Origin of the sequence: Flavobacterium sp. SM2513 (assembly GCF_050908145.1) — a bacterium.
Lineage (GTDB): Bacteria > Bacteroidota > Bacteroidia > Flavobacteriales > Flavobacteriaceae > Flavobacterium.
On sequence record NZ_CP194228.1, the window covers coordinates 1,642,732 to 1,667,374 of the forward strand.

Annotated in this window: 26 protein-coding genes; 13 read left to right on the plus strand and 13 right to left on the minus strand. The window is 35.6% G+C overall.

Going from position 1 to position 24,643, the window contains the following annotated elements:
• Nucleotides 1-92: 92 nt before the first annotated feature.
• The 9 genes from tyrS to ACQ5J2_RS06660 all read left to right on the plus strand — a co-directional run bounded on the left by tyrS (nt 93) and on the right by ACQ5J2_RS06660 (nt 9,008).
• Nucleotides 93-1,397 (plus strand): tyrosine--tRNA ligase, encoded by a 1,305-nt coding sequence (gene tyrS / locus ACQ5J2_RS06620; RefSeq protein WP_432672944.1) that lies wholly within the window; start codon nt 93-95, stop codon nt 1,395-1,397.
• A gap of 191 nt (nt 1,398-1,588) precedes the next feature.
• Nucleotides 1,589-2,632 (plus strand): 23S rRNA (adenine(2503)-C(2))-methyltransferase RlmN, encoded by a 1,044-nt coding sequence (gene rlmN / locus ACQ5J2_RS06625; RefSeq protein WP_432672945.1) that lies wholly within the window; start codon nt 1,589-1,591, stop codon nt 2,630-2,632.
• A gap of 220 nt (nt 2,633-2,852) precedes the next feature.
• Nucleotides 2,853-3,830 (plus strand): polyprenyl synthetase family protein, encoded by a 978-nt coding sequence (locus ACQ5J2_RS06630; protein ID WP_432672946.1) that lies wholly within the window; start codon nt 2,853-2,855, stop codon nt 3,828-3,830.
• A gap of 33 nt (nt 3,831-3,863) precedes the next feature.
• The gene (locus tag ACQ5J2_RS06635) at nt 3,864-4,535 is read left to right on the plus strand and encodes a hypothetical protein (RefSeq protein WP_432672947.1); all 672 of its coding nucleotides are present in this window, start codon (nt 3,864-3,866) and stop codon (nt 4,533-4,535) included.
• 124 nt (nt 4,536-4,659) lie between these two features.
• On the plus strand, nt 4,660-5,220 hold the full coding sequence (locus tag ACQ5J2_RS06640) for an RNA polymerase sigma factor (protein WP_432672948.1): 561 nt from the start codon (nt 4,660-4,662) through the stop codon (nt 5,218-5,220).
• Nucleotides 5,207-5,899, plus strand: coding sequence for a hypothetical protein (locus ACQ5J2_RS06645; protein ID WP_432672949.1), 693 nt, complete (start codon nt 5,207-5,209; stop codon nt 5,897-5,899). The genes ACQ5J2_RS06640 and ACQ5J2_RS06645 overlap by 14 nt, the downstream gene beginning before the upstream one ends.
• A 29-nt stretch (nt 5,900-5,928) precedes the next feature.
• Complete coding sequence (locus ACQ5J2_RS06650; protein ID WP_432672950.1) at nt 5,929-7,020, plus strand: hypothetical protein; 1,092 nt, start codon at nt 5,929-5,931, stop codon at nt 7,018-7,020.
• Between the two features lie 133 nt (nt 7,021-7,153).
• A complete protein-coding gene (locus ACQ5J2_RS06655; protein ID WP_432672951.1) occupies nt 7,154-7,786 on the plus strand; it encodes a 7-carboxy-7-deazaguanine synthase QueE in 633 nt (210 codons plus the stop codon).
• A gap of 64 nt (nt 7,787-7,850) precedes the next feature.
• The gene (locus ACQ5J2_RS06660; RefSeq protein WP_432672952.1) at nt 7,851-9,008 is read left to right on the plus strand and encodes an aminotransferase class V-fold PLP-dependent enzyme; all 1,158 of its coding nucleotides are present in this window, start codon (nt 7,851-7,853) and stop codon (nt 9,006-9,008) included.
• Here the strand turns inward: ACQ5J2_RS06660 and ACQ5J2_RS06665 are convergent, their stop codons facing one another.
• Complete coding sequence (locus tag ACQ5J2_RS06665; RefSeq protein ID WP_432672953.1) at nt 9,009-9,719, minus strand: class I SAM-dependent methyltransferase; 711 nt, start codon at nt 9,717-9,719, stop codon at nt 9,009-9,011.
• 64 nt (nt 9,720-9,783) lie between these two features.
• Here ACQ5J2_RS06665 and ACQ5J2_RS06670 point away from each other — a divergent pair, with 64 nt between their 5' ends.
• The gene (locus ACQ5J2_RS06670; RefSeq protein WP_432673277.1) at nt 9,784-10,278 is read left to right on the plus strand and encodes a YkgJ family cysteine cluster protein; all 495 of its coding nucleotides are present in this window, start codon (nt 9,784-9,786) and stop codon (nt 10,276-10,278) included.
• 35 nt (nt 10,279-10,313) lie between these two features.
• Here the strand turns inward: ACQ5J2_RS06670 and ACQ5J2_RS06675 are convergent, their stop codons facing one another.
• Together ACQ5J2_RS06675 and ACQ5J2_RS06680 are read right to left on the minus strand one after the other, a co-directional pair.
• Nucleotides 10,314-10,538, minus strand: a complete 225-nt coding sequence (locus ACQ5J2_RS06675) for a hypothetical protein (RefSeq protein WP_432672954.1) — start codon at nt 10,536-10,538, stop codon at nt 10,314-10,316.
• Nucleotides 10,539-10,689: 151 nt separating this feature from the next.
• The gene (locus ACQ5J2_RS06680; RefSeq protein WP_432673278.1) at nt 10,690-11,925 is read right to left on the minus strand and encodes an exo-beta-N-acetylmuramidase NamZ family protein; all 1,236 of its coding nucleotides are present in this window, start codon (nt 11,923-11,925) and stop codon (nt 10,690-10,692) included.
• A gap of 162 nt (nt 11,926-12,087) precedes the next feature.
• On the opposite strand from ACQ5J2_RS06680, the gene ACQ5J2_RS06685 reads away from it, so the two are divergent.
• The gene (locus tag ACQ5J2_RS06685; protein WP_432672955.1) at nt 12,088-13,341 is read left to right on the plus strand and encodes an ABC transporter permease; all 1,254 of its coding nucleotides are present in this window, start codon (nt 12,088-12,090) and stop codon (nt 13,339-13,341) included.
• 113 nt (nt 13,342-13,454) lie between these two features.
• Here ACQ5J2_RS06685 and ACQ5J2_RS06690 read toward each other — a convergent pair whose 3' ends face one another.
• From ACQ5J2_RS06690 to ACQ5J2_RS06705, 4 genes are all read right to left on the minus strand, one after another.
• Nucleotides 13,455-13,769, minus strand: a complete 315-nt coding sequence (locus ACQ5J2_RS06690; protein WP_432672956.1) for a response regulator — start codon at nt 13,767-13,769, stop codon at nt 13,455-13,457.
• A gap of 15 nt (nt 13,770-13,784) precedes the next feature.
• The gene (locus tag ACQ5J2_RS06695) at nt 13,785-15,176 is read right to left on the minus strand and encodes an ATP-binding protein (protein WP_432672957.1); all 1,392 of its coding nucleotides are present in this window, start codon (nt 15,174-15,176) and stop codon (nt 13,785-13,787) included.
• A gap of 92 nt (nt 15,177-15,268) precedes the next feature.
• Nucleotides 15,269-15,727 (minus strand): hypothetical protein, encoded by a 459-nt coding sequence (locus ACQ5J2_RS06700; RefSeq protein WP_432672958.1) that lies wholly within the window; start codon nt 15,725-15,727, stop codon nt 15,269-15,271.
• A gap of 92 nt (nt 15,728-15,819) precedes the next feature.
• A complete protein-coding gene (locus tag ACQ5J2_RS06705; protein ID WP_432672959.1) occupies nt 15,820-16,983 on the minus strand; it encodes a hypothetical protein in 1,164 nt (387 codons plus the stop codon).
• A gap of 431 nt (nt 16,984-17,414) precedes the next feature.
• Between ACQ5J2_RS06705 and ACQ5J2_RS06710 the strand changes: the two genes are divergently transcribed.
• Nucleotides 17,415-18,149: a flavodoxin family protein gene (locus ACQ5J2_RS06710; protein WP_432672960.1), complete on the plus strand. Its 735-nt coding sequence runs from the start codon at nt 17,415-17,417 to the stop codon at nt 18,147-18,149.
• A 79-nt stretch (nt 18,150-18,228) separates the two neighbouring features.
• Here the strand turns inward: ACQ5J2_RS06710 and ACQ5J2_RS06715 are convergent, their stop codons facing one another.
• Nucleotides 18,229-19,011, minus strand: a complete 783-nt coding sequence (locus ACQ5J2_RS06715; protein ID WP_432672961.1) for a peroxiredoxin-like family protein — start codon at nt 19,009-19,011, stop codon at nt 18,229-18,231.
• A 130-nt stretch (nt 19,012-19,141) separates the two neighbouring features.
• Nucleotides 19,142-19,744 (minus strand): TetR/AcrR family transcriptional regulator, encoded by a 603-nt coding sequence (locus tag ACQ5J2_RS06720; RefSeq protein ID WP_432672962.1) that lies wholly within the window; start codon nt 19,742-19,744, stop codon nt 19,142-19,144.
• 511 nt (nt 19,745-20,255) lie between these two features.
• On the opposite strand from ACQ5J2_RS06720, the gene ACQ5J2_RS06725 reads away from it, so the two are divergent.
• A complete protein-coding gene (locus ACQ5J2_RS06725; protein ID WP_432672963.1) occupies nt 20,256-20,639 on the plus strand; it encodes an HU family DNA-binding protein in 384 nt (127 codons plus the stop codon).
• Between the two features lie 763 nt (nt 20,640-21,402).
• Here ACQ5J2_RS06725 and ACQ5J2_RS06730 read toward each other — a convergent pair.
• The 4 genes from ACQ5J2_RS06730 to ACQ5J2_RS06745 all read right to left on the minus strand — a co-directional run bounded on the left by ACQ5J2_RS06730 (nt 21,403) and on the right by ACQ5J2_RS06745 (nt 24,640).
• Nucleotides 21,403-22,101 carry a thioredoxin family protein gene (locus ACQ5J2_RS06730; RefSeq protein WP_432672964.1) on the minus strand — a complete coding sequence of 233 codons (699 nt, stop codon included), beginning with the start codon at nt 22,099-22,101 and terminating at the stop codon, nt 21,403-21,405.
• A gap of 11 nt (nt 22,102-22,112) precedes the next feature.
• Nucleotides 22,113-22,628 (minus strand): TlpA family protein disulfide reductase, encoded by a 516-nt coding sequence (locus ACQ5J2_RS06735; RefSeq protein WP_432672965.1) that lies wholly within the window; start codon nt 22,626-22,628, stop codon nt 22,113-22,115.
• Between the two features lie 226 nt (nt 22,629-22,854).
• The gene (locus ACQ5J2_RS06740) at nt 22,855-23,601 is read right to left on the minus strand and encodes a LytR/AlgR family response regulator transcription factor (RefSeq protein ID WP_432672966.1); all 747 of its coding nucleotides are present in this window, start codon (nt 23,599-23,601) and stop codon (nt 22,855-22,857) included.
• Between the two features lie 4 nt (nt 23,602-23,605).
• A complete protein-coding gene (locus tag ACQ5J2_RS06745; RefSeq protein ID WP_432672967.1) occupies nt 23,606-24,640 on the minus strand; it encodes a sensor histidine kinase in 1,035 nt (344 codons plus the stop codon).
• Nucleotides 24,641-24,643 lie beyond the last annotated feature (3 nt).

Sequence of the window (24,643 nt, forward strand, 5' to 3'; positions counted from 1 at the left end):
TCGGCACAACCCAAAACCACCAAAAACACCCCACAAATCATTTCAATATTGCCCCATGAATGCTTATATTTGCCAAAAATAATACCAGAACAATGAAAAACCTAGTAGAAGAATTACAGTGGAGAGGCCTCGTGCAGGACATCATTCCCGGAACAGAAGAACAACTATTAAAGGAAGCTACTACCGTCTATATAGGTTTTGACCCCACCGCCGATTCACTCCACATCGGGAGCCTCGTACCCATAATTATCCTCAAACATTTGCGCAACTTTGGCCACAGACCCATCGCCCTAGTAGGCGGAGCCACAGGAATGATAGGCGACCCGTCAGGAAAATCAGACGAAAGAAACCTCCTCGACGAAGCAACACTTGATAAAAACGTAGCCGGAATAAAAGCACTCCTTTCTAACTTTCTAGACTTCGATGCCAAAGACGAAAACGCACCCATACTAGTAAACAACTACGACTGGATGAAGGATTTCTCCTTCATCAACTTCGCTCGTGACGTAGGTAAACGCATTACCGTCAACTATATGATGTCAAAGGACTCCGTAAAGAAACGTTTCTCAGGAGATGGAGGCGAAGGCATGAGCTTTACCGAATTCACCTACCAATTAATCCAAGGATACGACTTTTACCACCTCAATAAGGAATACAATTGCAAACTCCAAATGGGCGGAAGCGACCAATGGGGTAACATCACCACAGGTACTGAACTCGTACGACGCATGAACGTAGACAGCGACGAAAGAGCCAAGGCTTTTGCCATGACCTGCCCCCTAATCACCAAAGCAGACGGTACTAAATTCGGAAAATCCGAAGGCGGAAACGTATGGCTTACCGCCGATAAAACCTCTCCGTACAAATTTTACCAATTCTGGCTCAACACCTCAGATGTAGATGCAGAGAAGTACATAAAAATCTTTACATTTCTAGACAAAGAAACAATTGACGCAATCATTGCCGAACATACCCAAGCACCTCACTTAAGAGTTTTACAAAAACGCTTAGCCGAAGAACTAACCTTGTTAGTACACTCAAAAGAAGACCTCGACGGAGCCATTTTCGCATCAGGCGCCTTCTTCAGTAAAGACATGACCGACCTAAAAACGCTAAACGAAAACCAACTTGCCGAGATATTCGAAGGAATTCCGCAAGCCGAAGTGTCGTTAACGGATATTAATGAAGGAATTGACATCGTTACTTTATTAAATGATAAAACTTCTTTCTTAGCCTCAAACGGCGAAGCCCGAAGAGCTTTGAAAGAGAACTCCATCTCGGTCAACAAAGAGAAAGTGACGGAAGAATTTGTATTAAAAGCAGACGATTTAGTAGGAGGTAAGTTTGTATTACTGCAACGCGGAAAGAAAAATTACTTTGTAGTTCGAGCAGTGTAATCCACTCATAATAAAATAGCAAAAGCCATTAGGATGTAAAGTCTTAATGGCTTTTTGTTTTTAATAAAAATACCCAAAAGAACCCGTTCAACGATAGTAGAAACGCCTAAGAAAGCAAGTGCTTGGTAAAATTTCCCTTAAATTCAATACATTAAAGTTATAAATCAATTCTTAGTCCTTAAATTTGCAGCATGCAAGAGGAAAAAAGAGACATACGAGCATTAAGCAAAGAGCAATTACGAACCTTTTTCGTCGAAAACGGCGATAAAGCGTTCCGTGGTAACCAAGTTTACGAATGGTTGTGGAGCAAAAGCGCCCACAAATTCACCGACATGACCAACCTTGCCAAAAGTACGCGCGAAATGCTCGAAAACAACTTTGTAATCAACCACATCAACGTCGATACGATACAAAGAAGTGAAGACGGAACCGTAAAAAACGCCGTCCGACTCCACGACGGCTTAGTAGTAGAATCCGTTTTAATCCCCACCAATACCAGAACCACCGCTTGTGTTTCCAGCCAAGTAGGTTGCAGTCTAGATTGCAACTTTTGTGCAACCGCCCGCCTCAAACGCATGCGAAACTTGGGTGCCGATGAGATATACGACCAAGTTGTAGCCATCGACCGCGAAAGCCGCCTGTACCACAACCACCCCTTGTCTAACATCGTTTTCATGGGCATGGGCGAACCTTTGATGAACTACAATAACGTCATCAAAGCCATCGAGATGATTACTTCCGAAGAAGGTTTAGGCATGTCGCCAAAGCGAATCATGGTATCCACTTCCGGTGTCCCAAAGATGATTAAGAAGTTGGCAGACGATGAGGTAAAATTCAAACTCGCCGTATCACTTCACTCCGCAATCGACGAAATTCGCGCCCGAATCATGCCTTTCAGCAAAGCATTTCCACTCGCTGATTTACGCGAATCTCTAGAATATTGGTACCGAAAAACCAAAAGCAAAATCTCCTACGAATATGTGGTTTGGAAAGACATCAACGACAACAAAGAATCCGTAGATGCATTGGTTAAATTTTGCAAATACGTACCGTGCAAAGTCAACCTTATCGAGTACAACCCCATCGACGACGGCGAGTTCCAGCAAGCCTCAGAAGAAGCCACCAATGCCTACATCAAAGCCCTTGAAGCTGCAGGAATCGTAGTAAAAGTACGCCGTAGCCGAGGAAAAGACATCGATGCGGCTTGTGGTCAATTGGCCAATAAAGAAGCGTAGTCTTTTTAGGAGCAAAAGGCTTGGGCTTTTTCAGAAACCATATTCCCGCTTTCCGCTACAATCTTTTGTATTTATAGCCCATGGTTCAAACCATGGGCTATAAATACAAAAGGATTTCCACTACAATCGGGGCTATCAGACAATCTTAAGGCTTCTTTTTATCTTTTTTTTAAAGTTAGATTATCATTCAATTCCCACAGAAAAGCTTAAATTTGCCTCAATGAAAATTACCGAGCAAATTAAGCAGCCTATCTTTTCTGAAATGGAACTTTTTGAAACAAAGTTTCACGAATCCATGACTTCCAAAGTGGCTTTGCTCAACCGAATTACCTACTACATCGTCAACCGAAAAGGAAAACAAATGCGACCGATGTTTGTTTTCCTAACTGCCAAAATGATTTCTGGCGGAACGGTAAACGAACGAACTTATCGAGGAGCATCGGTAATCGAACTGATTCATACCGCAACCTTAGTCCACGACGACGTGGTAGACGACAGCAACCGCCGACGTGGTTTTTTCTCCATCAATGCTCTTTGGAAAAATAAAATTGCCGTGCTAGTGGGCGATTATTTACTTTCAAAAGGATTATTACTTTCTATAGACAATGGCGATTTCGATTTACTCAAAATCATCTCCGTGGCCGTTCGAGAAATGAGCGAAGGCGAACTCTTACAAATAGAAAAAGCCCGCCGCCTCGACATCACCGAAGACGTTTATTACGAAATCATCCGACAAAAAACCGCCACTCTTATTGCCGCTTGTTGTGCTCTTGGAGCAAAATCCGTAAGCGAAGACCTTGAACAAGTCGAGAAGATGCGAAAGTTTGGCGAACTCATCGGAATGGCATTCCAAATCAAAGACGATTTATTTGATTATACCGACGAAGCCATCGGTAAACCCACCGGTATCGATATCAAAGAACAAAAAATGACCTTACCCTTGATTCACGTCCTGAATCATTGTACTTCACAAGAAAAGAAGTGGTTAATCAACTCCATCAAGAACCACAACAAAGATAAAAAGCGAGTAAAAGAAGTAATTGCTTTCGTCAAAAACAACAACGGACTCCTGTATGCCGAAGAAAAAATGATTGCATTTCAAGCAGAAGCCTTGGATTTACTCGAATCTTTCCCACCCTCAGAATATAAAGACGCTTTGATTTTGATGGTGAATTATGTGATTGAAAGAAAGAAGTAAGTTCGGATTGCATAATAATTTATATCAAAAGATATGGAAGATTTTGAACTTTGCAATGTAGACCCAGAGGATGTTAATGATTTGCTTCTCAAAGTGGAATCTTCTTTTGGCGTTAAATTCGTGAATAATGAACTACTTCATATTGATAATTTTGGAGAATTCTGTACCCTCGTGACAAATAAAATTCAGTTAAAAAATGTAGACAATTGTACAAGTCAACAAGCATTTTACAAACTTCGAAAAGCTATTGCAAAAACACTTCAATTAGATTCTGATTCAATTTTTGTAAATTCACTTCTAATAAATATCTTTCCGAGAAAAGATAGACGTCTAGCGATAAGAGATTTAGAAGTTAGTTTAGGATTTAAGCTTAAAATTTTGAAAGCACCTAATTGGTTAACTTTATCTCTTGGATTGCTGCTTTTAGTATTTGTAATTCTTTTGTTTTTCTATTGGAAGATTGCAATTGTAGGGATTGTTTTATCACTTACAAGTCTTAAAATAGTCAGCTATTTTGGTAAAGAATTTATTGTTGATAATGTCGGACAATTGGCTAAAAAGATTTCACGAGAAGACTATGTTCACTCAAGAAGCGATGCAGAAACATTTAATAAAAACGAGGTTGAAGTAATTTTGAGAGAATGGTTTGTGGAAGAATTCGCTTTAGATGAATCGAAATTTAATAGTGAATCAAAGTTTATCTAATTTTTTTTTTCACCCTCGATGCAACCCTTTTAAAAAGTTTCTCGTCTATACTAATAGAAGTCAGATTTACCAATTACGTTTTCGAACAATCCTAAATCTTAATTCGTGAATCGCAAATCAAAAAATGAAAGTAATCAATTTACATCAAGAAGAAAAAAACCTCATCGCGTTAGCTACCGAAAACAATCGGCATGCCCAACAGCAGATGTATTCAAAGTTTTCGCCAAAGATGTTAAGCGTTTGCCGACAATACATCAAGGACATTCACCAGGCCGAAGATGTAATGATTACCGCTTTTATGAAAGTCTTTGTCAATCTTAAAAACTTCGAAAGCAAAGGAAGTTTTGAAGGATGGATTCGAAGAATTATGGTCAACGAAAGTATTTCCTTTATTCGAGCACACAAGAAAGTCAGTTTTCTAGAAGACGAATACTATAAAGAAGAAGGATTTAATAATATCGAAAGCAATTTATCAGTAGAAGACATTCAGAGTTTGATTGATAATTTGCCGGAAGGCTACAAAATGATTTTCAACATGTATGCTATTGAAGGTTACAAGCACAAAGAGATTGCCGAAATGTTGGGGATTAATGAAGGAACATCAAAATCGCAATTGTGGCATGCCCGAAAAATGCTACAAGATTTGATAAACAAAAGAAAGAATTATGACAATGGAACCGAATAATATCGAAAATCAGTTCAGAGACAAACTCAACAAAAGAGAAATCAGTCCATCTGAAAATTCTTGGGACCGATTGGATGCAATGCTGACCGTTGCCGAGAAGCCTAAAAGAAACTACCGTTGGATGTATTTTGCCGCAAGTTTCTTAGGATTCATTTTAATTGCAACTGTGTTTTTAAGTCAAACGGAAGAAGTAATTGATTCGGAACATCAAAAAGTAGTTACTGAACAAAATAAAATGGAAAACACCGAAAGTACATTAGATAACGTACTGGAAATTCCTTCTAAAAATAATAGTACTGAACTAGTTTCAACAGCAGAAAAAGCGACAGTAAAGCAACAAAATAAAGATGTTGTAACTTCTAAAGTAGTTCCGTTAATTAAAGAAAAACCGTCACATCAAATTGCAGTTGTTACAAACATAAAAAACAATTCATCATCAATCATCAATCAAAAAGCGGAAGTTAAAGTGGATGCACATGCTTTGTTAGCGTCTGTAGACACACAAAAAACAAAGCAAAAGAACGAGCAAAATACAATTGTAGTCAAAGTAAATTCCAACGATTTGTTATCTCAAGTAGACGATGAATTAGAGCTTTCTTTCCGAGAACGGATGCTGCAATCCGTGAATAAAAGATTCCGGGAAGTCAAAGTTGCTGTTGCCAATCGTAATGTAGAATAACCAATCATTAATCAAATAAACAAATAATCATGAAAAGTCTAACCATTTATCTAGTAGTATTCTTGTGCCTAATTTTTACTAAAACACAAGCCCAAGAAACCTTTGAAGTGCGAATTAAAGCAATTGCTGTTAAAATTGAAAACGCCACCAAAAAAGAAAAAGAAGCCCTTAAGAAAGAAGTAGAAGAGGTCAACGTGCAGCTCGAACAAGGAACGATTTCTAAAGCACAGGCTGATGAAAAAAAGTATAACCTTGCTGCAATTCGTGCTAAAAATATTGAAACTCGTGTTGCTGTTTATCAGAATGAACTGAACGATGTAGTGCAACTAAAAGTAGATGGTAAAATTGCAGCTGCTACTTCCAGTAAAGACAGCATTGAAATTAAAGGAAAAAACTATAAAGTTACTTATGAAGTTACCGACAGCACTTATATTGACATAAAAGGGATGAAACGCAGATACAACATAAGGAGAAATCGAAATGAAAAACGCACCACTTCACAATTCGTTTTCGCAGCCGGTCTTAATAACCTTGTAACTGATGGGGCTGTTGCCAATTCAGATTTCCGTTATTGGGGTTCGCATTTTTACGAGTGGGGTATTACCTATAACACCCGTATCGCTAAGGAAAGCAATTTATTGCACTTCAAATACGGTTTTTCAGTCGTGTACAACAACCTTCGTCCTACGGAAAACCGCTGGTTTGTAGATAATGGTACTACTACTGATTTAGAAGTAAATCCACTTCATATGGGCGACTCTCGTTTGCGAAATGTAAACCTGGTAATTCCGATGCATTTAGAATTTGATTTCTCAGGAAAAACAATCAAAAATGACAAGACCTATTACAATACACACAAAAGTTGGAGATTAGGAATTGGTGGATTTGCAGGATTAAATTTCAAAACCAAACAAGTGATAGAATACGACATTGACGGATACGAATCCCGAAACGTCACCAAAGGAAGCTTCAATACCAACGATTTTATTTACGGATTGAGTACCTATGTTGGGTATAGATCTACAAGTTTGTATCTAAAATACGATTTGAGTCCGCTTTTTAAAGACAATCCTGTCGCTCAAAACAATATTTCTTTAGGTGTTCGATTTGATTTCAACTAAAAATTTGAGTTAGTTACTAGTTATTTTTAAAACGTCTCTTTTCGAAGAGACGTTTTTTTGTGCAAATCATAGGAATGAATTATTCTAATTGAAATTGTTATTCCTTACCTTTGCGCACTATTTAAAATTGAGCATGTTAACAAAAGAAATACAAGTTGGAGTAGAAAAAGGGTCAATGTTGCCATTGATGGAAGAGTTCTACACGATTCAAGGCGAAGGATATCATACAGGAACTGCAGCCTATTTTATCCGAATAGGCGGTTGTGATGTGGGTTGCCATTGGTGTGATGTGAAAGAAAGTTGGAACGCAGAGCTGCATCCACCAACCGATGTAGATACCATTGTAGAAAATGCTTCAAAATATTCAGAAACAGTTGTAGTTACAGGTGGCGAACCTTTAACTTGGGACATGACTTTGCTTACACAAAAATTAAAAGAAAAGAATCGAAAAGTACATATTGAAACTTCAGGCGCTTATCCGCTTTCTGGAACTTGGGATTGGATTTGTCTTTCGCCAAAGAAAAATAAATTACCAACCAAAACCGTTTATGATAAAGCACATGAGTTAAAAGTGATTATTTTCAACAAACACGATTTTATTTTTGCTGAAGAACAAGCTGAAAAAGTAAACCCCAATGCTATTCTTTTTCTGCAACCGGAATGGAGTAAGAAAGAAGAAATGACTCCCCTAATTGTAGATTATGTGATGAACAATCCAAAATGGAGGGTGTCGTTACAAACACATAAATACTTGAATATTCCATAAAAATAATATACTTTTGAATTAAACCCGAGCCTTGTGTTTGGGTTTTTTTATATAAAATAATCAGATGAAAAACTTATTTCTTTTAAATCCCGAACTCACTTTTTTAAACCACGGTTCCTTTGGCGCTTGTCCCAAACCAGTTTTTGAAAGTTATCAAAGTTTTCAACGTGAAATGGAACTGGATTCCGTTCATTTTATTCAGAAGAAATTTCCTGAATATTTGGCTAAAGCCAAAGCATCATTAGCCACTTTCATCAATTGTGAGGCAAATGATTTTGTATTTACGCCAAATCCTACGGTTGCAATTAACACAGTTATGCGAAGTTTGAATTTAAATGAAGGTGATGAAATACTATCTACCAATCACGAATATGGAGCTATGGACCGAACATGGCATTTCTACTGCAAAAACTCGGGTGTAAAATATGTGCGTCAACCGATTTCGCTGCCGATTGTTTCTAAAGAACAAATTTTAGAAGAGTTTTGGAAAGGATTGACTTCTAAAACTAAAGTTGTTTTCCTTAATCAGATTTCAAGTACAACCGCATTGATTTTTCCTGTAAAAGAAATTTGCGACAAAGCTCGAGATTTGGGAATCATAACAATCATTGATGGAGCTCACGTTCCAGGTCACATTGATTTAGATATTGCGGATTTAAATCCCGATTATTACACGGGAACGTTGCACAAATGGATGTTGGCTCCAAAAGGTTCTTCATTTCTATATGTGAAAAAAGAATTGCAAAATCAAATAGAACCTTTAGTGGTTAGTTGGGGATATGAAAGTTTGACTCCTGGTAAAAGTCAGTTTTTGGATTACCACGAATACCAAGGTACCAACGATAATTCGGCATTTCTGTGTACGCCAGCGGTTATTGATTTTTTACAAGAAAATGATTGGAAACAAAAATCAGCCGAAGCAAAGCAACTGGTTTTGAAAAACTATCCTAAATTTTGTGAACTGATGAATAGTAAACCTATCGCGCCAATTTCTACAGAATTCTTAGGACAAATGGCAAGTGTTCCAATCAAAACTTCAAAGCCACAAGAACTGAAAGATTTGTTATATGACAAATACAAAATTCAAGTTCCAATCATGCTTTTGAATGAAAAGGTTTATTTGAGGTACTCCATCAATGCGTATAATTCGCAAGAAGATTTAGACGTTTTGTACAACGCGTTAGAAGATATTATTGCTACAACTGATTTGCTACAAGTTTAATTATTGGTGCGTCAACTTGGCTAAATAATCAAAATGGTCACCTTCAAGAATTAATTCACACTGCAAACCATTGGCGAAAGCCGCATTTTGCAACGTGTTGTAGTCCATATAAAGCCACGGAAAAGGCGATTCAGTTTGTCCTTTATATTTTATGGTGAAAGTCAATTCGCCGTAATAATTGGTACTCGGAATCCAAGCGCCACCATCTTCGTCTTCGTCGTACATATAAATTAAATCTGAACTATCGATTAGGATTTGTCCGCCAATAGCTAGAAGCGATTTTAATTTTTGCAAATAAACTGCAGTTCGTTTTAAATTTTCAAAAATGCCAGTTCCATTCATCAAAAGCAGAATGGTATCAAATTTGTCTGTCATTTCAAATTTTAGAATGTCAATTGCAACGCACTTTTTTACACCTCTTAACGTACACGTCTCAATTGCATTTTTAGAAAGATCAATAGCAATTACATCTAAATTTCTGTCGTTTTGTAACGTCAATGCATGACTTCCGGCACCACAACCCACATCTAAGACTTTTCCAAAAGCCAATTGCAATGCTTTTTGCTCCATTTTCGGCATCAAATCATAGGGACGAAACAAATAAGCGACGTCCATTTCATCTTCATCGGAAATAGAAGTTGCCGTAATTAATGGTTCGGGAGCGTTTTGAGTTTGGTAGTCAAGTATGGCTTTGCCAAATAAATCCAACATTTTGATTCAGATTGAGGGGTTAGGTTTGTGAAGTTGTTTAAATTTGCAGTCCAAATCAATGCAATTGAAACCACAACTCAACGAACTCGGAAAATTAGCCAAAGATAAGCATAACGAAAACAAAAAGTATTTTGATAAGCTGAAAAAGAAAGCGCCTAAGAATTTGGATTACGTAATGCAAGATTTACACGATGCCGAATTTAAAAAAACCGATTGCTTGAAATGTGCCAACTGTTGTAAAACCACAGGACCGCTTTTTACTTCAGCTGATATTGAACGGGTGTCCAAACACTTTCGGCAAAAGCCACAACAATTCATCGAACAGCATCTTCGCATCGATGAAGACAATGATTACGTTTTGAAAAGCGTGCCTTGCACTTTTTTAGACGCCGAAAACTACTGCATGATTTATGATGTTCGTCCGAAAGCGTGTAGAGAATTTCCGCATACAGATAGAAAAAAGTTCCAGCAAATAAGTAATTTGACTTTAAAAAATATCGAAATCTGTCCCGCAGCTTATAATATTGTGGAGGAAATGAAGAAAAGAATGCCGCTTTAAAACAAGAAAACCCTGATTGTTCAGGGTTTTAGTTTTTATACAAACATATCATCGTCGGAAAACTCAAGATAATCGTCTGTTTTGCTTCTTACTCGATAAGTAAACTCGTTAATTCTAGCTTCTATATACTCAATGGCTTTTATAGCCCATTGCCGTATTTGTTCAAACAACTCGAGGCCTTTATCAACGTACTCATTTATAAATTGGATAAGCTTTCGTACTTCATCCATTAAACTAAAAATAATTTCTGAATATTTCATAGATTTTTGATTTATTGGGTTTTCAAATTTTTCTCTAAAGTAATAAATTTGATTCAATTTCTTTGCCACAGAAATTATAAAATTTTAATATAATGTTACAGCTAAAAATCATCTTACTGCTAGCTTTATGCTTCAGCCCTAATTTTACTTCTTAAGGATACAATAAATAATCTTCTCGCATTTTTTTGAAATCATCCAAGCCTTCTTCCCAAGTTTTGCGAATAGATGCTTCAGAAAGTCCCGCTTCAATTTGACTTTGCAACGTCGGACTTCCTGCTAATTTGGTAAAAAAAGAATTAAAGAATTTTTCACGATTACTCGTTTCATTATAAGCTTTTAGCAACCATTTTAATTCCAATTGATTCACTTTTGGTACGTGAGTTAAATCTTCACCATAACAAATAACACCATTATGTGGAGGATTTTTTGCACCAAAATTAGGAACAGGAGTAAATGCAAATTCGCTTTCGGGAAGAAACGGCGAACCATAAATCTGAAATTGTGTTTCCGTTCCTCGTCCCACACTTACGTTGGTTCCTTCAAAAAAGCATAAACTCGCATACAAATTAATCGATTGTGGATTGGGTAAATTAGGGGATGGATTTACGGGCAAATTGTACGGCATCGTTCTGCGGTAATTTTCGCAAGGAATAATATTCAAGTGACATTGCACTTTGTTTTTGAGCCAACCTTGACCATTTATCATCAAAGCATATTCGCCAATAGTCATTCCGTGTAAAATTGGAATCGGATGCATTCCCACAAAACTCGAGTATGCGGTATCTAAAATTGGTCCATCAATAATACCACCATTGGGATTGGGACGATCCAGAATAATTAGCGAAACATTATTTTCAGCACAAGCTTCCATAATATAATGTAAATGCGAAATGTAGGTATAGAAACGAGCTCCAACGTCCTGCAAGTCAAAAAGCAAGATGTCAATACCTGCTAATTGTTCCGCAGTGGGTTTTTTATTATTTCCGTATAAAGACAGAATCGGCAAACCTGTTTTTGCATCTTTAGAATCATCCACATGTTCTCCAGCATCTGCAGTTCCTCGAAAACCGTGTTCTGGTGCAAAAATTTTAACCAATTGAAGAGGCGTTTTTTCAGTAATATAATCTACTAAATGAACTGTTTTCACAAGTATCTTTTGTTTTACCGGTCCTGAATCTGCCATGGATTTAGATATCGAATCATACGTTACTAAACCCGTTTGATTGGTAACAATGCCTACTTTTTTGTTTTCAAACAACTCAAAATGCTCATGCAAATTATCAGCACCCGTCATAAACTTGACCGCCTTGACCTTCGTCTTTAGTACGACTTTTTTAGGTTTTGAATAATTTGTAGCGGTAAAACTTTTGCACGATACCAAAAGCATAAACATGAGAAGCAGTTTAACCGAGCTAAAAAAAATATTTTTATTTCCAAAGTAAAAGCGGGAACGGGCAAAAAATGTATTCATAGACAAATCAATATATTTATAGGTAAAAATAGGGACAATTTAAAGCAATTGAAGTATTTTTGATGAAAAATAAATCGGTTGAATTTAGAATATTTTATTGCAAAAAGACTAATTACTGCTAAAAATCATAAAAGTAGTATTTCTGGACCAATTATAAAAATTGCAGTTTCGGCAATTGCAATTGGAATCATAATGATGTTGGTTTCTGTGGCAACAGGCATCGGACTCAAAAAAGAAATTCGAAATAAAATATCGGCTTTTAACGGACATATTATTGTATCGAGTTACGACAGTAATCAGTCTGAAGAAACTTTGTCACCCATTTCGACGAATCAAGATTTCTATCCAAAATTTACGGCAGTTCCAGAAGTGACGCATATTCAGGCAATCGCCACCAAAACGGGAATCATCAGAACGGAGAATACTTTTGAAGGAACTATTCTTAAAGGAGTAGGGAAGGATTACGACTGGAAAAGTATTGAAAGTTATATTCTTGAAGGGCGATTGCCAAATGTGAATTCCAACTTAAACGATGAAATAATTATTTCTAAATTTTTAGCAAACAGACTTCATCTCAAATTAGGGGACAAGTTTATTACCTTCTTTCTAAAAAATGAAGTCAATAAATATCCCAACAAACGAAATTTTGAGATAGTTGGAATTTTTGATTCTGGTTTTCAAGAATTTGATGCTAATTATATCATTGGAGACATACGTCACATTCAGCGAATGAATAAATGGGAGACAGATGAGGTAGGTGCTTTTGAAATCTTCGTGAACGATTTTGATAAAATTGAAGAACTGGGAAGTGCTGTTTATAAAGGAACGTTTAATAAACAAGACCAATCAAAACCATTTGACTCAAAAACCATTGTCGAAAAGTATTACTTCATTTTTGAATGGCTCAAAATGTTTGACATCAATATTCAGATTATTTTAATAGTAATGATATTCGTAGCTACCATAAATATGGTTGTAGCTTTATTGGTTTTGATTTTAGAGCGAACCCAAATGATTGGGATTCTGAAAGCATTAGGTGGAAACAATTGGAGTATTCGTAAAATATTTCTTTACAATGCACTGTACTTAATCGGAAAAGGACTTTTTTGGGGAAATGCCATCGGGATTGGTATTCTGTTGATTCAAAAACATTTTGGAATTGTAAAACTAAATCCAGAAAATTATTACGTAAATCAAGCTCCCGTTTATATCGGTGTCGAAAATATTCTTTTGCTTAACCTTCTGACGGTTGTAATTTGTTTCTTGATTCTGCTGATTCCATCGTATATTATTACCAAGATTTCACCAATGAAAGCGATCCGATATAATTAAAGGAGGTCAATGGCTTTGTCAATTTCACTATTAAACTTGAAACAGGTAGGTAGAATTTTCTTTGCAACTGCGAGGTTTTGCTACGAAATATCCAGCTTTTTTCTTTTCTTAAATTACTGTAACTCTTTCAAAATTATTTTCAATAAAGCATTAATTTCAAAGGGTTTGGTTACGAAATCATTCATTCCTGCCACGAGACATTCCGTCAAATCTTTTTCGGCAACATTAGCAGTTAAAGCAATAATAGGAAGGTGTTTTTTACTTTCATCTGCTAAATTCCGAACGTGTTTGGTTGCGGTAATTCCGTCCATTAGAGGCATAATTACATCCATCAGCACAATATCATATGAATTCCTTTTAATTAATTCCAATGCTTCTAAGCCATTATGAGCAACAGTAATTTGGCTATTTTTTAGTTTGTTTTTCAACTGTTTTTCTAAAACCTACAGATTGATTTTATTGTCATCAACCAAAAGCATTTTTAACGCTGTGTTTTCAAATTTATTTTCTGCTTTTTCTAAAAGAGCTTCGCTATCTGCGACAACAGGTAGGGGAATTGTGATGTAAAAGGTGGTACCGTGATTGAGGAGTGATTCATAAGAAATTGTGCCATTCATTAAATCAATCAAACCTTTTGAAATAGTAAGCCCCAATCCTACACTTTTTTCGGAGGTGTTGGAAGTGGCGTATTTTTGAAAAACTTTGTCGCTGAGGTCTTTATCTATTCCTTTTCCCGTGTCAGAAATAGTAATTTGAAGTTGAAACTCGTCCTTTTTACCGCTGGTATAGGTTCCGCCCACTAGCATTTTTATGGTGCCCACTTTGGTGTATTCAATAGCATTGTTCAAAAGATTTAAAACAATTTGATTGATTCTGTTTTGATCACCAAAAACCGTATTGGGAATATTTTTCGATGTTTCAATTTCGAAAGCTAAACCTTTTTCCAGCGCCATTCGTTCATTCATTTTAAACAAGGAGTTTAGTGATTTTCGCAAGTTGAATTGACTGTATTGCAAAGTGAAAGCGCCGTCGTTCAATTTGGTAAAATCCAATATATTGTTAACTAAGGCCAATAAATGATTGGTAGAATAGTCCATTAGTTCTAATAGATTTTTATCCTCTTCAGTACCAACATTGTTTTTTAAAACATCAGAAATTCCCTTAATAGCATTTAAGGGCGTTCTGATTTCGTGACTCATTATAGCAAAAAATGATTCTTTGTTGATCTGTAATTTTTTCAACTCCGCTCGAGATTCTATTAATTCGCTATTCTTCGTTTTTAAATCATTAATAATTCCGGCAACTGCCCTTGTTCTCGAAGTAAGTAACACCACTAAGTAGAGTGTGATCATTAGCACTATGAAATAAAAAAAATAATCATACAGGCCATCTCCATAATACCTTTTGTTGCCATAGTCATATCCAAAAAAGTCAAAGTAAATAATAGTGGCAACGACTACAAAAATGAGTAAACTAAAATAAATCATCAACTTATAGTTGCGAATCATAATCAACATTACTATTGTAGTAAAGTAAGTTAAAACCACAAAATTAATCGATTTACCATATAATATAAAAGCAAACGTGTAATAAGCCGTGATTGCTGAAATAGCGATAATTGATTTTAAAGCATAACTAAATTTTTTTGAAAACGAAAAATAAATGAAAAGGAGGATAACAGGGATGGTTCCCCATGCAGCATAAGTGAATTTTATATAAAACAAAAAAAGCATTATAGTAAAAAACTGTACGGTAAAAAAATTGAAACTGAAGTTGTCAATTTTACTAAACTTATAGATACTTTTAAGTCGTGTGGCGTGCTTACTGTTGTTCATATAAAATTTTAATAATCTACATGAGAATTTTTATTTAAATGTAGTAAAAAGACGTTAATAGACAAAATTGTTGCCAGGAGTTTTGAAAGTTGTTAGGGTTTTTTTAATAAACGCATGAGGCCGATTCCTCTTTTATCAATTCGGTGTAATTTATAAACAACTGAATCACCATCGCCATTAATAAAGGAAATCTCAACGTTTTGTCCGATTTCAGTAATATTTGTAATCTTTACAAGAGGAATTTTAAATTTTGCTCCAATTTCAGTTTTTAAATAAGCATACATTTTGTATCCTAAGCCAACAGTTACTGCAATTAAAAGTATCCCTACTTTGCCAGCTATATAATTTTTATAAAGTAAGAACCCAAAAAAGCAAACCACTACAATTATAAACCCTAATGTTAAAGAGCTTTTACGGTCATTTTCATGAGTAATTTGTTTTGTTTGTTCTTGCAAATCAATAATTTCGCTCCAATTCCCTGAATTGGTCAAGTAAAGATTCTCAGAGTCAATATTGACATAACCAAACTCATATTTGAACCATTCTTTCATGAATTAATTTTTAGTTTTTGCGATACAACTTCTTTTGTTATTGGCAGAAATATTGCAAATATCCTAATTGTTGCTCCAGTTTTAAAGGTAGTTCAAAAATCAAAATTTTGTGGTTCGCCATTTAGCTCTCTACCTTTTAAAATCTGGTTTGCATAAATTTCTCTAATCTCTTGGTAATAATTGTCTTTTTTACGTTCCATTTTAAAACCAAGTTGGTTTGTTAGCAAATATTGTTCAAAAGCAATAGGTAAATGTTCGGCTACTTTTTTATTATAATATGCATTATAAGCAAGTTCTACTGCATCAATAAGATTATAATGAGAAGATATGGGGATGGGTTCCTCCGCATTTAAAATGTGTTCTATCAATTCACTAAATTCAAAAGGGTCGCGCTTATGCGTCATTTCATGATAGTATTTATACTGTTTTTGGCATTCTTTATTTTCAAAAGTAGAAATAAAATAAGCAGTATGTTCAAATGAATGGGTAGATAAATAAGGTCTTTTGTCCAGTGTTTTTTCGTGTTCAATACGTTCTCTTTCGCGTTGAGGTCGAATATCTTCAAAATACAAGTCGATATAAAAACCTTCTTTTTCACCTCTAATGTCTTGCATCAATAGCAAAGTACTATTTTCCGTCCTACTGTTATGAAAATCATACCATTCAGGTAAATTCAAATAATTATCATCTTCGCTAGAAGTATAACCGGCTTTAAATTCACTAAAATTTTGCCATTCAATACAACTATCAAATAAGTCGTTTCTGTTTATATCACTATTGTTTAAAAAATCGATGTACATTTCAATATCTGCCCAATTTACAGGTTCTAAGAAAGGACAATTAAAGATATCATTAGACCAAAGTTCAAAATCGGCTGCAATTTCGACTTCTTCAAAAGTTATTTGTTCCGCACGCCATAAACATTGTTTGTCAAATAATTGCTTTTGAAGAATAGAATTAAGTTGCTCATGTGCTGCATCAATCCACTTATCGCGCCTTTTTTCAGACAATTTTTTGTACATATCACCATACGTATAGTACGAATGTTTGACATTTAGGTAATGAGTCATGAAATCATCCATTGCATTATTACGAAAAGTGTTGAAGTAATTCACAACAGCAGGATTATCTTCTAATTCCTTTCGCCATTTTATTTTCAATTCTTTCTCGTTAAGTAAAGTTTCGATACCCTTTTTTACTCTTTCTTCGGTATACTTATCTAGTTTGGATTCTTCAGGGTTGATATTTTCTTCCATTCAATAAGGTAAATTAAATTATACAAATGCATCTTACTTAGCAATGAAGTACATCCTACTTTATGGCTCTATCAAATATAATAAAAAATGTGTTTGGTTGTTAAATCATGTAAAATAAATCACTTTTAATTTACTAAGGTCTAGTGCTCTACTTAATGATGACGAGACTAGGTTCGAAAGACGATGTACTGAAAGTCAAAAACCGCGAGATAAGGGAAGGAATAACTCTTTTATTACAGTATCAAAACTATTTTAATGTTTAGCCTTCCATTCCATTTTTGGCGAATAAGAAATTAAAATCAAACTACAGAAATGATAAAACAAGACTTAATTACCAATCCGGTTTTATTCTAATCAAATTTTGTAACTTAGCGAAGCTTACTATTATGCTTTTGTAGAGAAAGCAATTTTATTCAACAAAAAAACAAACTATGAAAAAAAAAGATTTTAGTAATTTAAGCGTTCTTTATATCAATTGTACCTTAAAGAAGTCGCCACAAAAAAGCCACACAGATACGTTGATGGATGTTTCCAAAGCCATTATGAAGAAAGAAAAGGTGCATGTGGAAGAAATTCGGTTAGCAGATCATGATGTTCCAGCTGGTGTTTATCCCGATATGACCGAACACGGTTTCAAAAAGGATGAATGGCCAAGTATTTTCAAAAAAATCATGAAAGCAGACATTCTCGTTATGGGAACGCCGTTATGGTTAGGCGAAAAATCATCAGAAGCACAGAAGTTAATTGAAAGATTATATGGAATGAGTGGGGAGACCAATGACAAAGGCCAATATATTTTTTACGGAAAAGTGGGCGGATGCATTATAACAGGAAATGAAGACGGAATCAAACATGCCGCAATGGGTATCTTGTATTCCTTACAACACGTGGGATATTCCATTCCACCACAAGCTGATTGCGGGTGGATTGGCGAAGTTGGTCCAGGTGCAAGTTATGGTGATACCGAATGGAAAGGCAAAAAATTAAAAGAACCCGTAGGTTTTGACAGTGATTTCACAAATAGAAACACCACGTTTATGTCGTATAACCTGTTGCACTTGGCTTCGATGTTAAAAGCAAACGAAGGTTATCCTAGTTATGGAAATTCTAGAGAGAAATGGGACGACGGCGAAAGATGGGAGTTTGAAAACCCAGAATACAGATAAAATAGGAATGTAAAAAATGGGGTGTAATACCCCATTTTTTTTATTTAAAAAATTACTTCTGAAGTATAAGTCAGCAAGGTTATTTCATTTCTTTCAAAAAGCGAATTAAATCTTGTGGTTCCGCTCTTTTACGGTAATCGATATTCAAGAAAGCATATTTAATTACTTTGTCTTGACCAATGATATAAGTCGCTCCAAGAGGTAACTCGGCTTTTTTGTTGCCGTTATACGTACTCAATCCAAATGACTTTTCATAACTAGCTGCGACGTCATCTGTTAATTTAAAAACTACTTTATACTTTCTTGCAACGGTATTGTCCAAATCACTCAAGACTTCAAATTCAAGTTCGTTTTTCTCCTTGGTTGTAATCGAACTGTCTGGAACTTCTGGCGTAAGTGCCAACAAACTTGCACCGTTTTTCCTGAATTCTGGCAAGGCCTCCTGCATGTGGTGAAGTGTCATATTGCAATAAGGACACCATCCGCCACGGTACCACATCAATACTACAGGGCCATTTTTCAATTCATCATATAAAGTAACCTCTTTACCTGAAGCATTTTTAAGCGTAAAATTAAGTGCTACATCACCAACTTGCAAAGCATTTTTAGTGATACCGCTTTCTTCCAATGCTTGAAGTCCTTCGGCGTAAATTTTCTTTTTATCCGCCGAAGCTTTCTTTTCAAAATCCGTTTTACGATTGTTTAAATCCTCCTCTAAAGGTCTTGTTCCATCTTCTGTTTGTGCTGTTTCCATAGTAATAGTTTCTTTGTTTTCTGTTTGAGGTTCATCCTTACAACCTACAAAAAGGAGTAGGGCTGTACTTAATACTAAATAATGGAAGGGTTTGAATTTAATGGTCATAGAATATAGTTTTAATGATTTTAAAATGAAGTAGTAATTGATTTAATAGATTGAAAGTAGAATACACTTTTCTTTTTACGAGTACTGAATCGGTAAAAAGTAATTTTAATTAGCTTCACGCAAAATAGTTTCAGGCACTTAATTGTTTGATGTAATAAGACAATCCCAAAAGATAGTCGTCAATAATAGCATCATCAGTGTAAAGTTTGCCAATACCCCGAATTCCCTCGAAAGCACTGATTAAATAAACAGCAACGGCAGTACTAGAAATGTCACACTGAATGCTGCCTTCTGCTTTACCGCGATTGATCAGAAGCACAAGAGCTTTTTTCCATGTTTCAATAATGTTTTTTAATGCCTCTTGATATGCCGCTTCATAATCGCCGATTTCATTAATCAAATTGTTCATCGCGCAACCATGTTTTTTTTCGTAGCGTGAAAAAGATTTCATGCGAGTCAAAAAAGTATGTTCTAATAGAGTCAAGGCATCGCCAATCTCGTACAAAGGAAGTACCATTGCCTCGTGAACTCTATTTTGTATTTTAGAACTAATAACAGCTAAAGCCAGTTCTTTTTTACTTTTATAATGATGATAAAAAGCGCCTTTGGTAAGAGAAGTGGCGTTCATGATTGTATCGATGCTAGTCGTCTTGAAACCATTTTCATAAAACAGATGAAACGCTTGGTCTACAATAAGTTGTTTGGTGAGTTCTGATTTTAATTCTTGCTGCATTGGACAAAACTACTTATAAAAAGATACTATGTAGAATGTTTTGGTTTTATTTAACTGTAGTCCTTGTAAATTTCCTGCTTTAAGTAACTTCCACTTGATGATAAAGGGAACTGCGTGGCAAGATCGCTTTGTTGCAACTGATAAAAACAAGACAGTAGAGGACAATTTTACATACAAGACAATTTTTTTGCTAAACAAGATGAATTGCTGTAGTTTTAATACTACAGTTTTCAGAGGCTAAGATGCATAATCTATGATTTTTTAACTTTTTTAATATAAAAAGTAATATTATATTTTAAAGCATTTCTTACTACTTGGTTTTTTATAAATAATTTTTAATCAACGTTTTGTAATTTAAAACGTCCGAAAGTATTGAATTTGCTACATTGTTAAAAACTATCTAAAATTGTGAATACGTTTGACTTTTTATTCCCCGAATAATTTATATTCTTTGTAAATGAAATAAGGAACTCGTGAGGAGTATACTTATCACTTTAAACTCTTAGAAATCATGAGTGTTAAGTATCGTGTTTTACCACGTAAAAATCCGCAGGACATCGTGGCTCCTGAAAAATTTTATGCCGCTGCAATCAGCAATGGCGAAACCGACATGAAGGCCTTAACCGAAATGATTGCGTACCAAAGTACCTTAACCGACACGGATTGTTATGTCGTTTTGCATTCTTTGGAACATAACATTATTAAGGAATTAGGCCAAGGTCGGATTGTAAAGTTGGGTAGTTTGGGGAACTTCCAAATCAGATTGAGTGCTGTAGGGCAAGTGACGCCTGAAGAAGTGACGGCCAATGACATAGTCAAAAGTCGCATTCTTTTTCGTCCAGGAAAAAAATTACGCCTATTATTAGGTAATTTATCCTTCCAAAAAGCCGGCTAGTAACCCGTCACTAGAGTAAATTTAGTGGTTTGAAAGTCTCGAGTGTTCCTGCACTCGGGGCTTTTTTTAGGCGTTGAATTGAAAAAATCACCATCAACCTGACCCAACAAAACTTTCACTTCGTCCTGATGAACCAAATGCTTCATCCTGATGAACTTTAAATCGTGTCCCAGCGAATTGAGCAGGGGTACAATGTTAACTTCGCTTCTAGTTTATCGCTAAGTTCTGATGATTTGAACTACTTTTTTTAATGAAAAAAGGACGATTTAAGTTCCTCTTTAGTCGTTTTTAAGCATAAAAAAAGCTCAAAAAAAGCAGCCAGTAACCCGTCTTTTTGAGCAAATTTAGTAGTTCGAAAGCCTCGAATAGCTCCTGCTATTCGCATCGAATAGTGGTGTAAATATAGAAGATTACAGTTTGTTGTCCCAATATTTTTGATGATTTTTTAAACTTTTTTAGTAATTTGACTCACTGAAAAATTATTGATACATGCAATAATTATAGATTTCATCGCAGGTACAGGCGGAATAATTGTTGATAATTCAAATAGACTTTTTAAGTATAGGTTTGATTTAAGGACAAAAAAAAGTCCCACCGAAGCAGGACTAAAGGTTTTCACCTACGGCATATAGCCCTTATTGTGATAAATTTGAAACGCGACAGAAGTAGGTCTATCACTCAATTGCACTATACCAAAGACAACCATTAATTTCCAAAAAATTGAAAAATTATAGATGCTTTATAAACAAACTTTTTGAGGAATCTACTTACTACTTGGCTTCACCGGGCATCCAATGGCTTTTGTGAAATTTGGATTTGGTTTTTCGCCTTTTTCCAATGCGTTAATCGCATCTTCTAGGTATTTAACTTTAACGTCTTTGGCAGATTTTGCATTGTCGTCAATCGTACCAATGTATTGTACTTTTCTTTCTTTGTCTAATAAAAACACGTGTGGCGTACGTACCGCGCCATATTGTGGATAGATTTTTTGGCCTTCGTCTACTAAATAAGGAAAATTGAATCCTTTTTCTTTGGCTCTTTTTTGCATTGCTGCATAACCTTCGTCCTCATTTTCTGGACTGTTTGGGTTAATAGCAATTACGGAATAACCTTTTTTAGCGTAGGTTTTCTGCAAAGCAATCAAACGGTCTTCGTACATTTTAGCAAACGGACATTCGTTACATGTAAATACCACAATATATCCTTTGGCATTTTTAATGGAAGACAATGAAACCATGTTCCCATCTACATTTTTCAGACTAAAGTCGGTTGCCACATCACCTATCTTATAGCCTCCAATTTCTTCCAAGGTTTTAGTTTGTTCAGGATTGTGTTTTCCTCCTGGAGGTGGTCCCTTGCGGTCTCCTTTTGGCGGTCCTTGACGTTCTTGTGCATACGTGTTTGTCATAAGTACAGCTCCAAATAAAAGGATCGCTGTAAACAATAAATTCAATTTTTTCATTTCTAGTGGTTTTAATTAATGGTTTTATGTACTTCAATTTCTAATTCTTCGAGACTTTCAAAACTTCTCTCATGGAAGCTTCGTTTTTTGTTGTTAAATACAATGGTAAAAGGCAAAGCACCCGACCAATTTGGGTCTATTTCGTCAATCCAACGGTTGGCATCGGGATCGTCCAAGAGAACTACTTTAGCCGTAATTCCTTTCTTTTTCAGGAATGGTTTCAGTTTTGTTTCGATTTCCTTGGGAAAATCCATACTTACAAAAAGCAATTCGACTTCAGGATGATTATTTGCATATTCTTGGAAATAAGGCATTTCTTTTACACAAGGAGCACACCACATCGCCCAGAAATTAACGATATACGTTTTGTCGGACTCTGTATATAGTAAAGGTTCTAATGCTTCAAAATCATACACATGGATTTCTTGGTTCGCTTCTGCCTTTTCAGTTTGTGCTAGCCCATTGCTAGTCCAAAAACTGGTAACTAAAAGGGAAAGAAGCAGGGGTAAGGATATAGCGAATTTCATCTCGTTTAATTTAATTAGACTATAAAAGCACTATTTAGTTTAAAGTCTAAGGGTGTTATATTTCTAATTCAAAACTACAATCTATTTCCAAAGTACAAAAAGAAAATAGACGTTCAGGAGTTTTTTATCTACGACTTTGTCTTTTCTATCGACTATGTATAAAGAGTGTTTTAGCATCTGTAATCGGGATTGTTCATTTGTATTTTGTAGAAGGAATTGCCGAGAACTAATTTTGCAACGAGTTATTATTCACAAACTCTAAAAACTTTGGTTTGTACTGTTCAGAAATAGTAATGCGTTGGTTATTAATTACAATTTGATTGCGTTCTATGGTCTCAATGTTTTTCAACGAAACAATAAATGAGCGATGCACTCGCATAAACTGACTTTCCTGCAACTCTTCCTCTAACGATTTCAAACTCATCAACGTTAATATGGGTTTGGGATTGTCCTTCAGCCATATTTTAATGTAGTCTTTTAGCCCTTCAAAATACAAGACATCGGTGAGCTTGATTCGCAGCTGTTTGTATTCACTTTTAACAAATAAAAATTCTTTATCCGGAGAAGCAGATGATGAGGCGGTGGATTGTTCTTTTCCTTTTATCAATTCAAACCAAGTTCTTGCCTTGTTAGCGGCTGCTAGAAATTCTGCGTAATCAAATGGTTTAAGTAAATAGTCTAACGCTTCAACCTTAAAACCTTCCAATGCATATTGGTCGAATGCGGTCGTGAAAATGACTCGGGTATGTTTAGGTAGCATTTTAGAGAACTCTATACCTGAAAGATCTGGCATTTGGATGTCCAAAAATAATAAATCCACTGCTTCCGATTGTAAAAACTCCATCGCGTCAATAGCACTTGCACAAGTCTGCTTTAACACTAAGTAAGGAGTTTTTGCCACATAACTTTCTACTAAATTGCGTGCCATTGGTTCGTCATCAACAATAATACAGGATATTTTTAAGTTGCTCATAGGTCTATGCGGTTTCAATTTCTAATGCTACTAAAAAAACACCTTCCTCTACCGAGGTGTCAAAGGAATACTTGTTGGGGTAGAGTAACTGCAATCGCTTTTCTAAATTTACCAGGCCAATTCCAGAACCACTTTTGTCATCTGTTTTCTTAGGGAAATTACTGTTTTCAATGGTGAACAAAATTTTATTGTCTTCCGTCGCCATCACTATCTTTATATGGCTTTCCTTACTGCCCGAAACCCCGTGTTTAAATGCATTTTCTATCAGCGATATAAACAGCAACGGAGCAACCTGTATTGTAGATAACTGCTCGGGAAAACTATATTCTACGTTAGTTTTCTCGGATACTCGCAGCTTCATCAAATCGATGTATTTCTTTAAAAATTCAATTTCTTTAGACAACGGTACTTTTTCTAAATTGGTTTCATAAAGCAGGTACCGCATTAGTTTGCTCAAACTGTGGATGGAACTTTTGGCTTGCTCGGGTGAAACATCCACCAAAGAGTAAATATTATTCAGCGAATTAAAAAAGAAATGCGGTTGCAATTGGTAATGCAAATGCTTCAATTCCGATTGTAATTTATGCTGGATAGCCTCTTGGTTTTCTGCTTCTGTTTTGATGTACCGGTGCGTCGTTTTAATCGCTATGGCAAAAAGCAGCGGTGCCATGTAGGATAACATTTGCACGTAAAAAAACATTTTAAAACGAGGTGAACCTTTGTCTTCGCTGGGCTTTCTCATTAATTCACTAAAAAAACTCACTTCAATTTGCTCTATTAGTGTGATGAATAGCGAAATTGCTATTAGATTCAATACCAAGAATAGTAGTGTTTTCTTGGTAAACAAATACCTGTCAATGAACAAAAAGTAGTTTAGATAAAAGATAATCGCATAGGACGCTAATGGGATCCAGAAGTGTGCAATAATGCGATTGATCTCTTGCGATTGCCCATAAGAAAGTACGTAAGGCATACTAAAAAGTACGAGCCAAATTAGAATATGGGTCAACGTGTTTATCTTGTTATTTTTATGTATCATGGC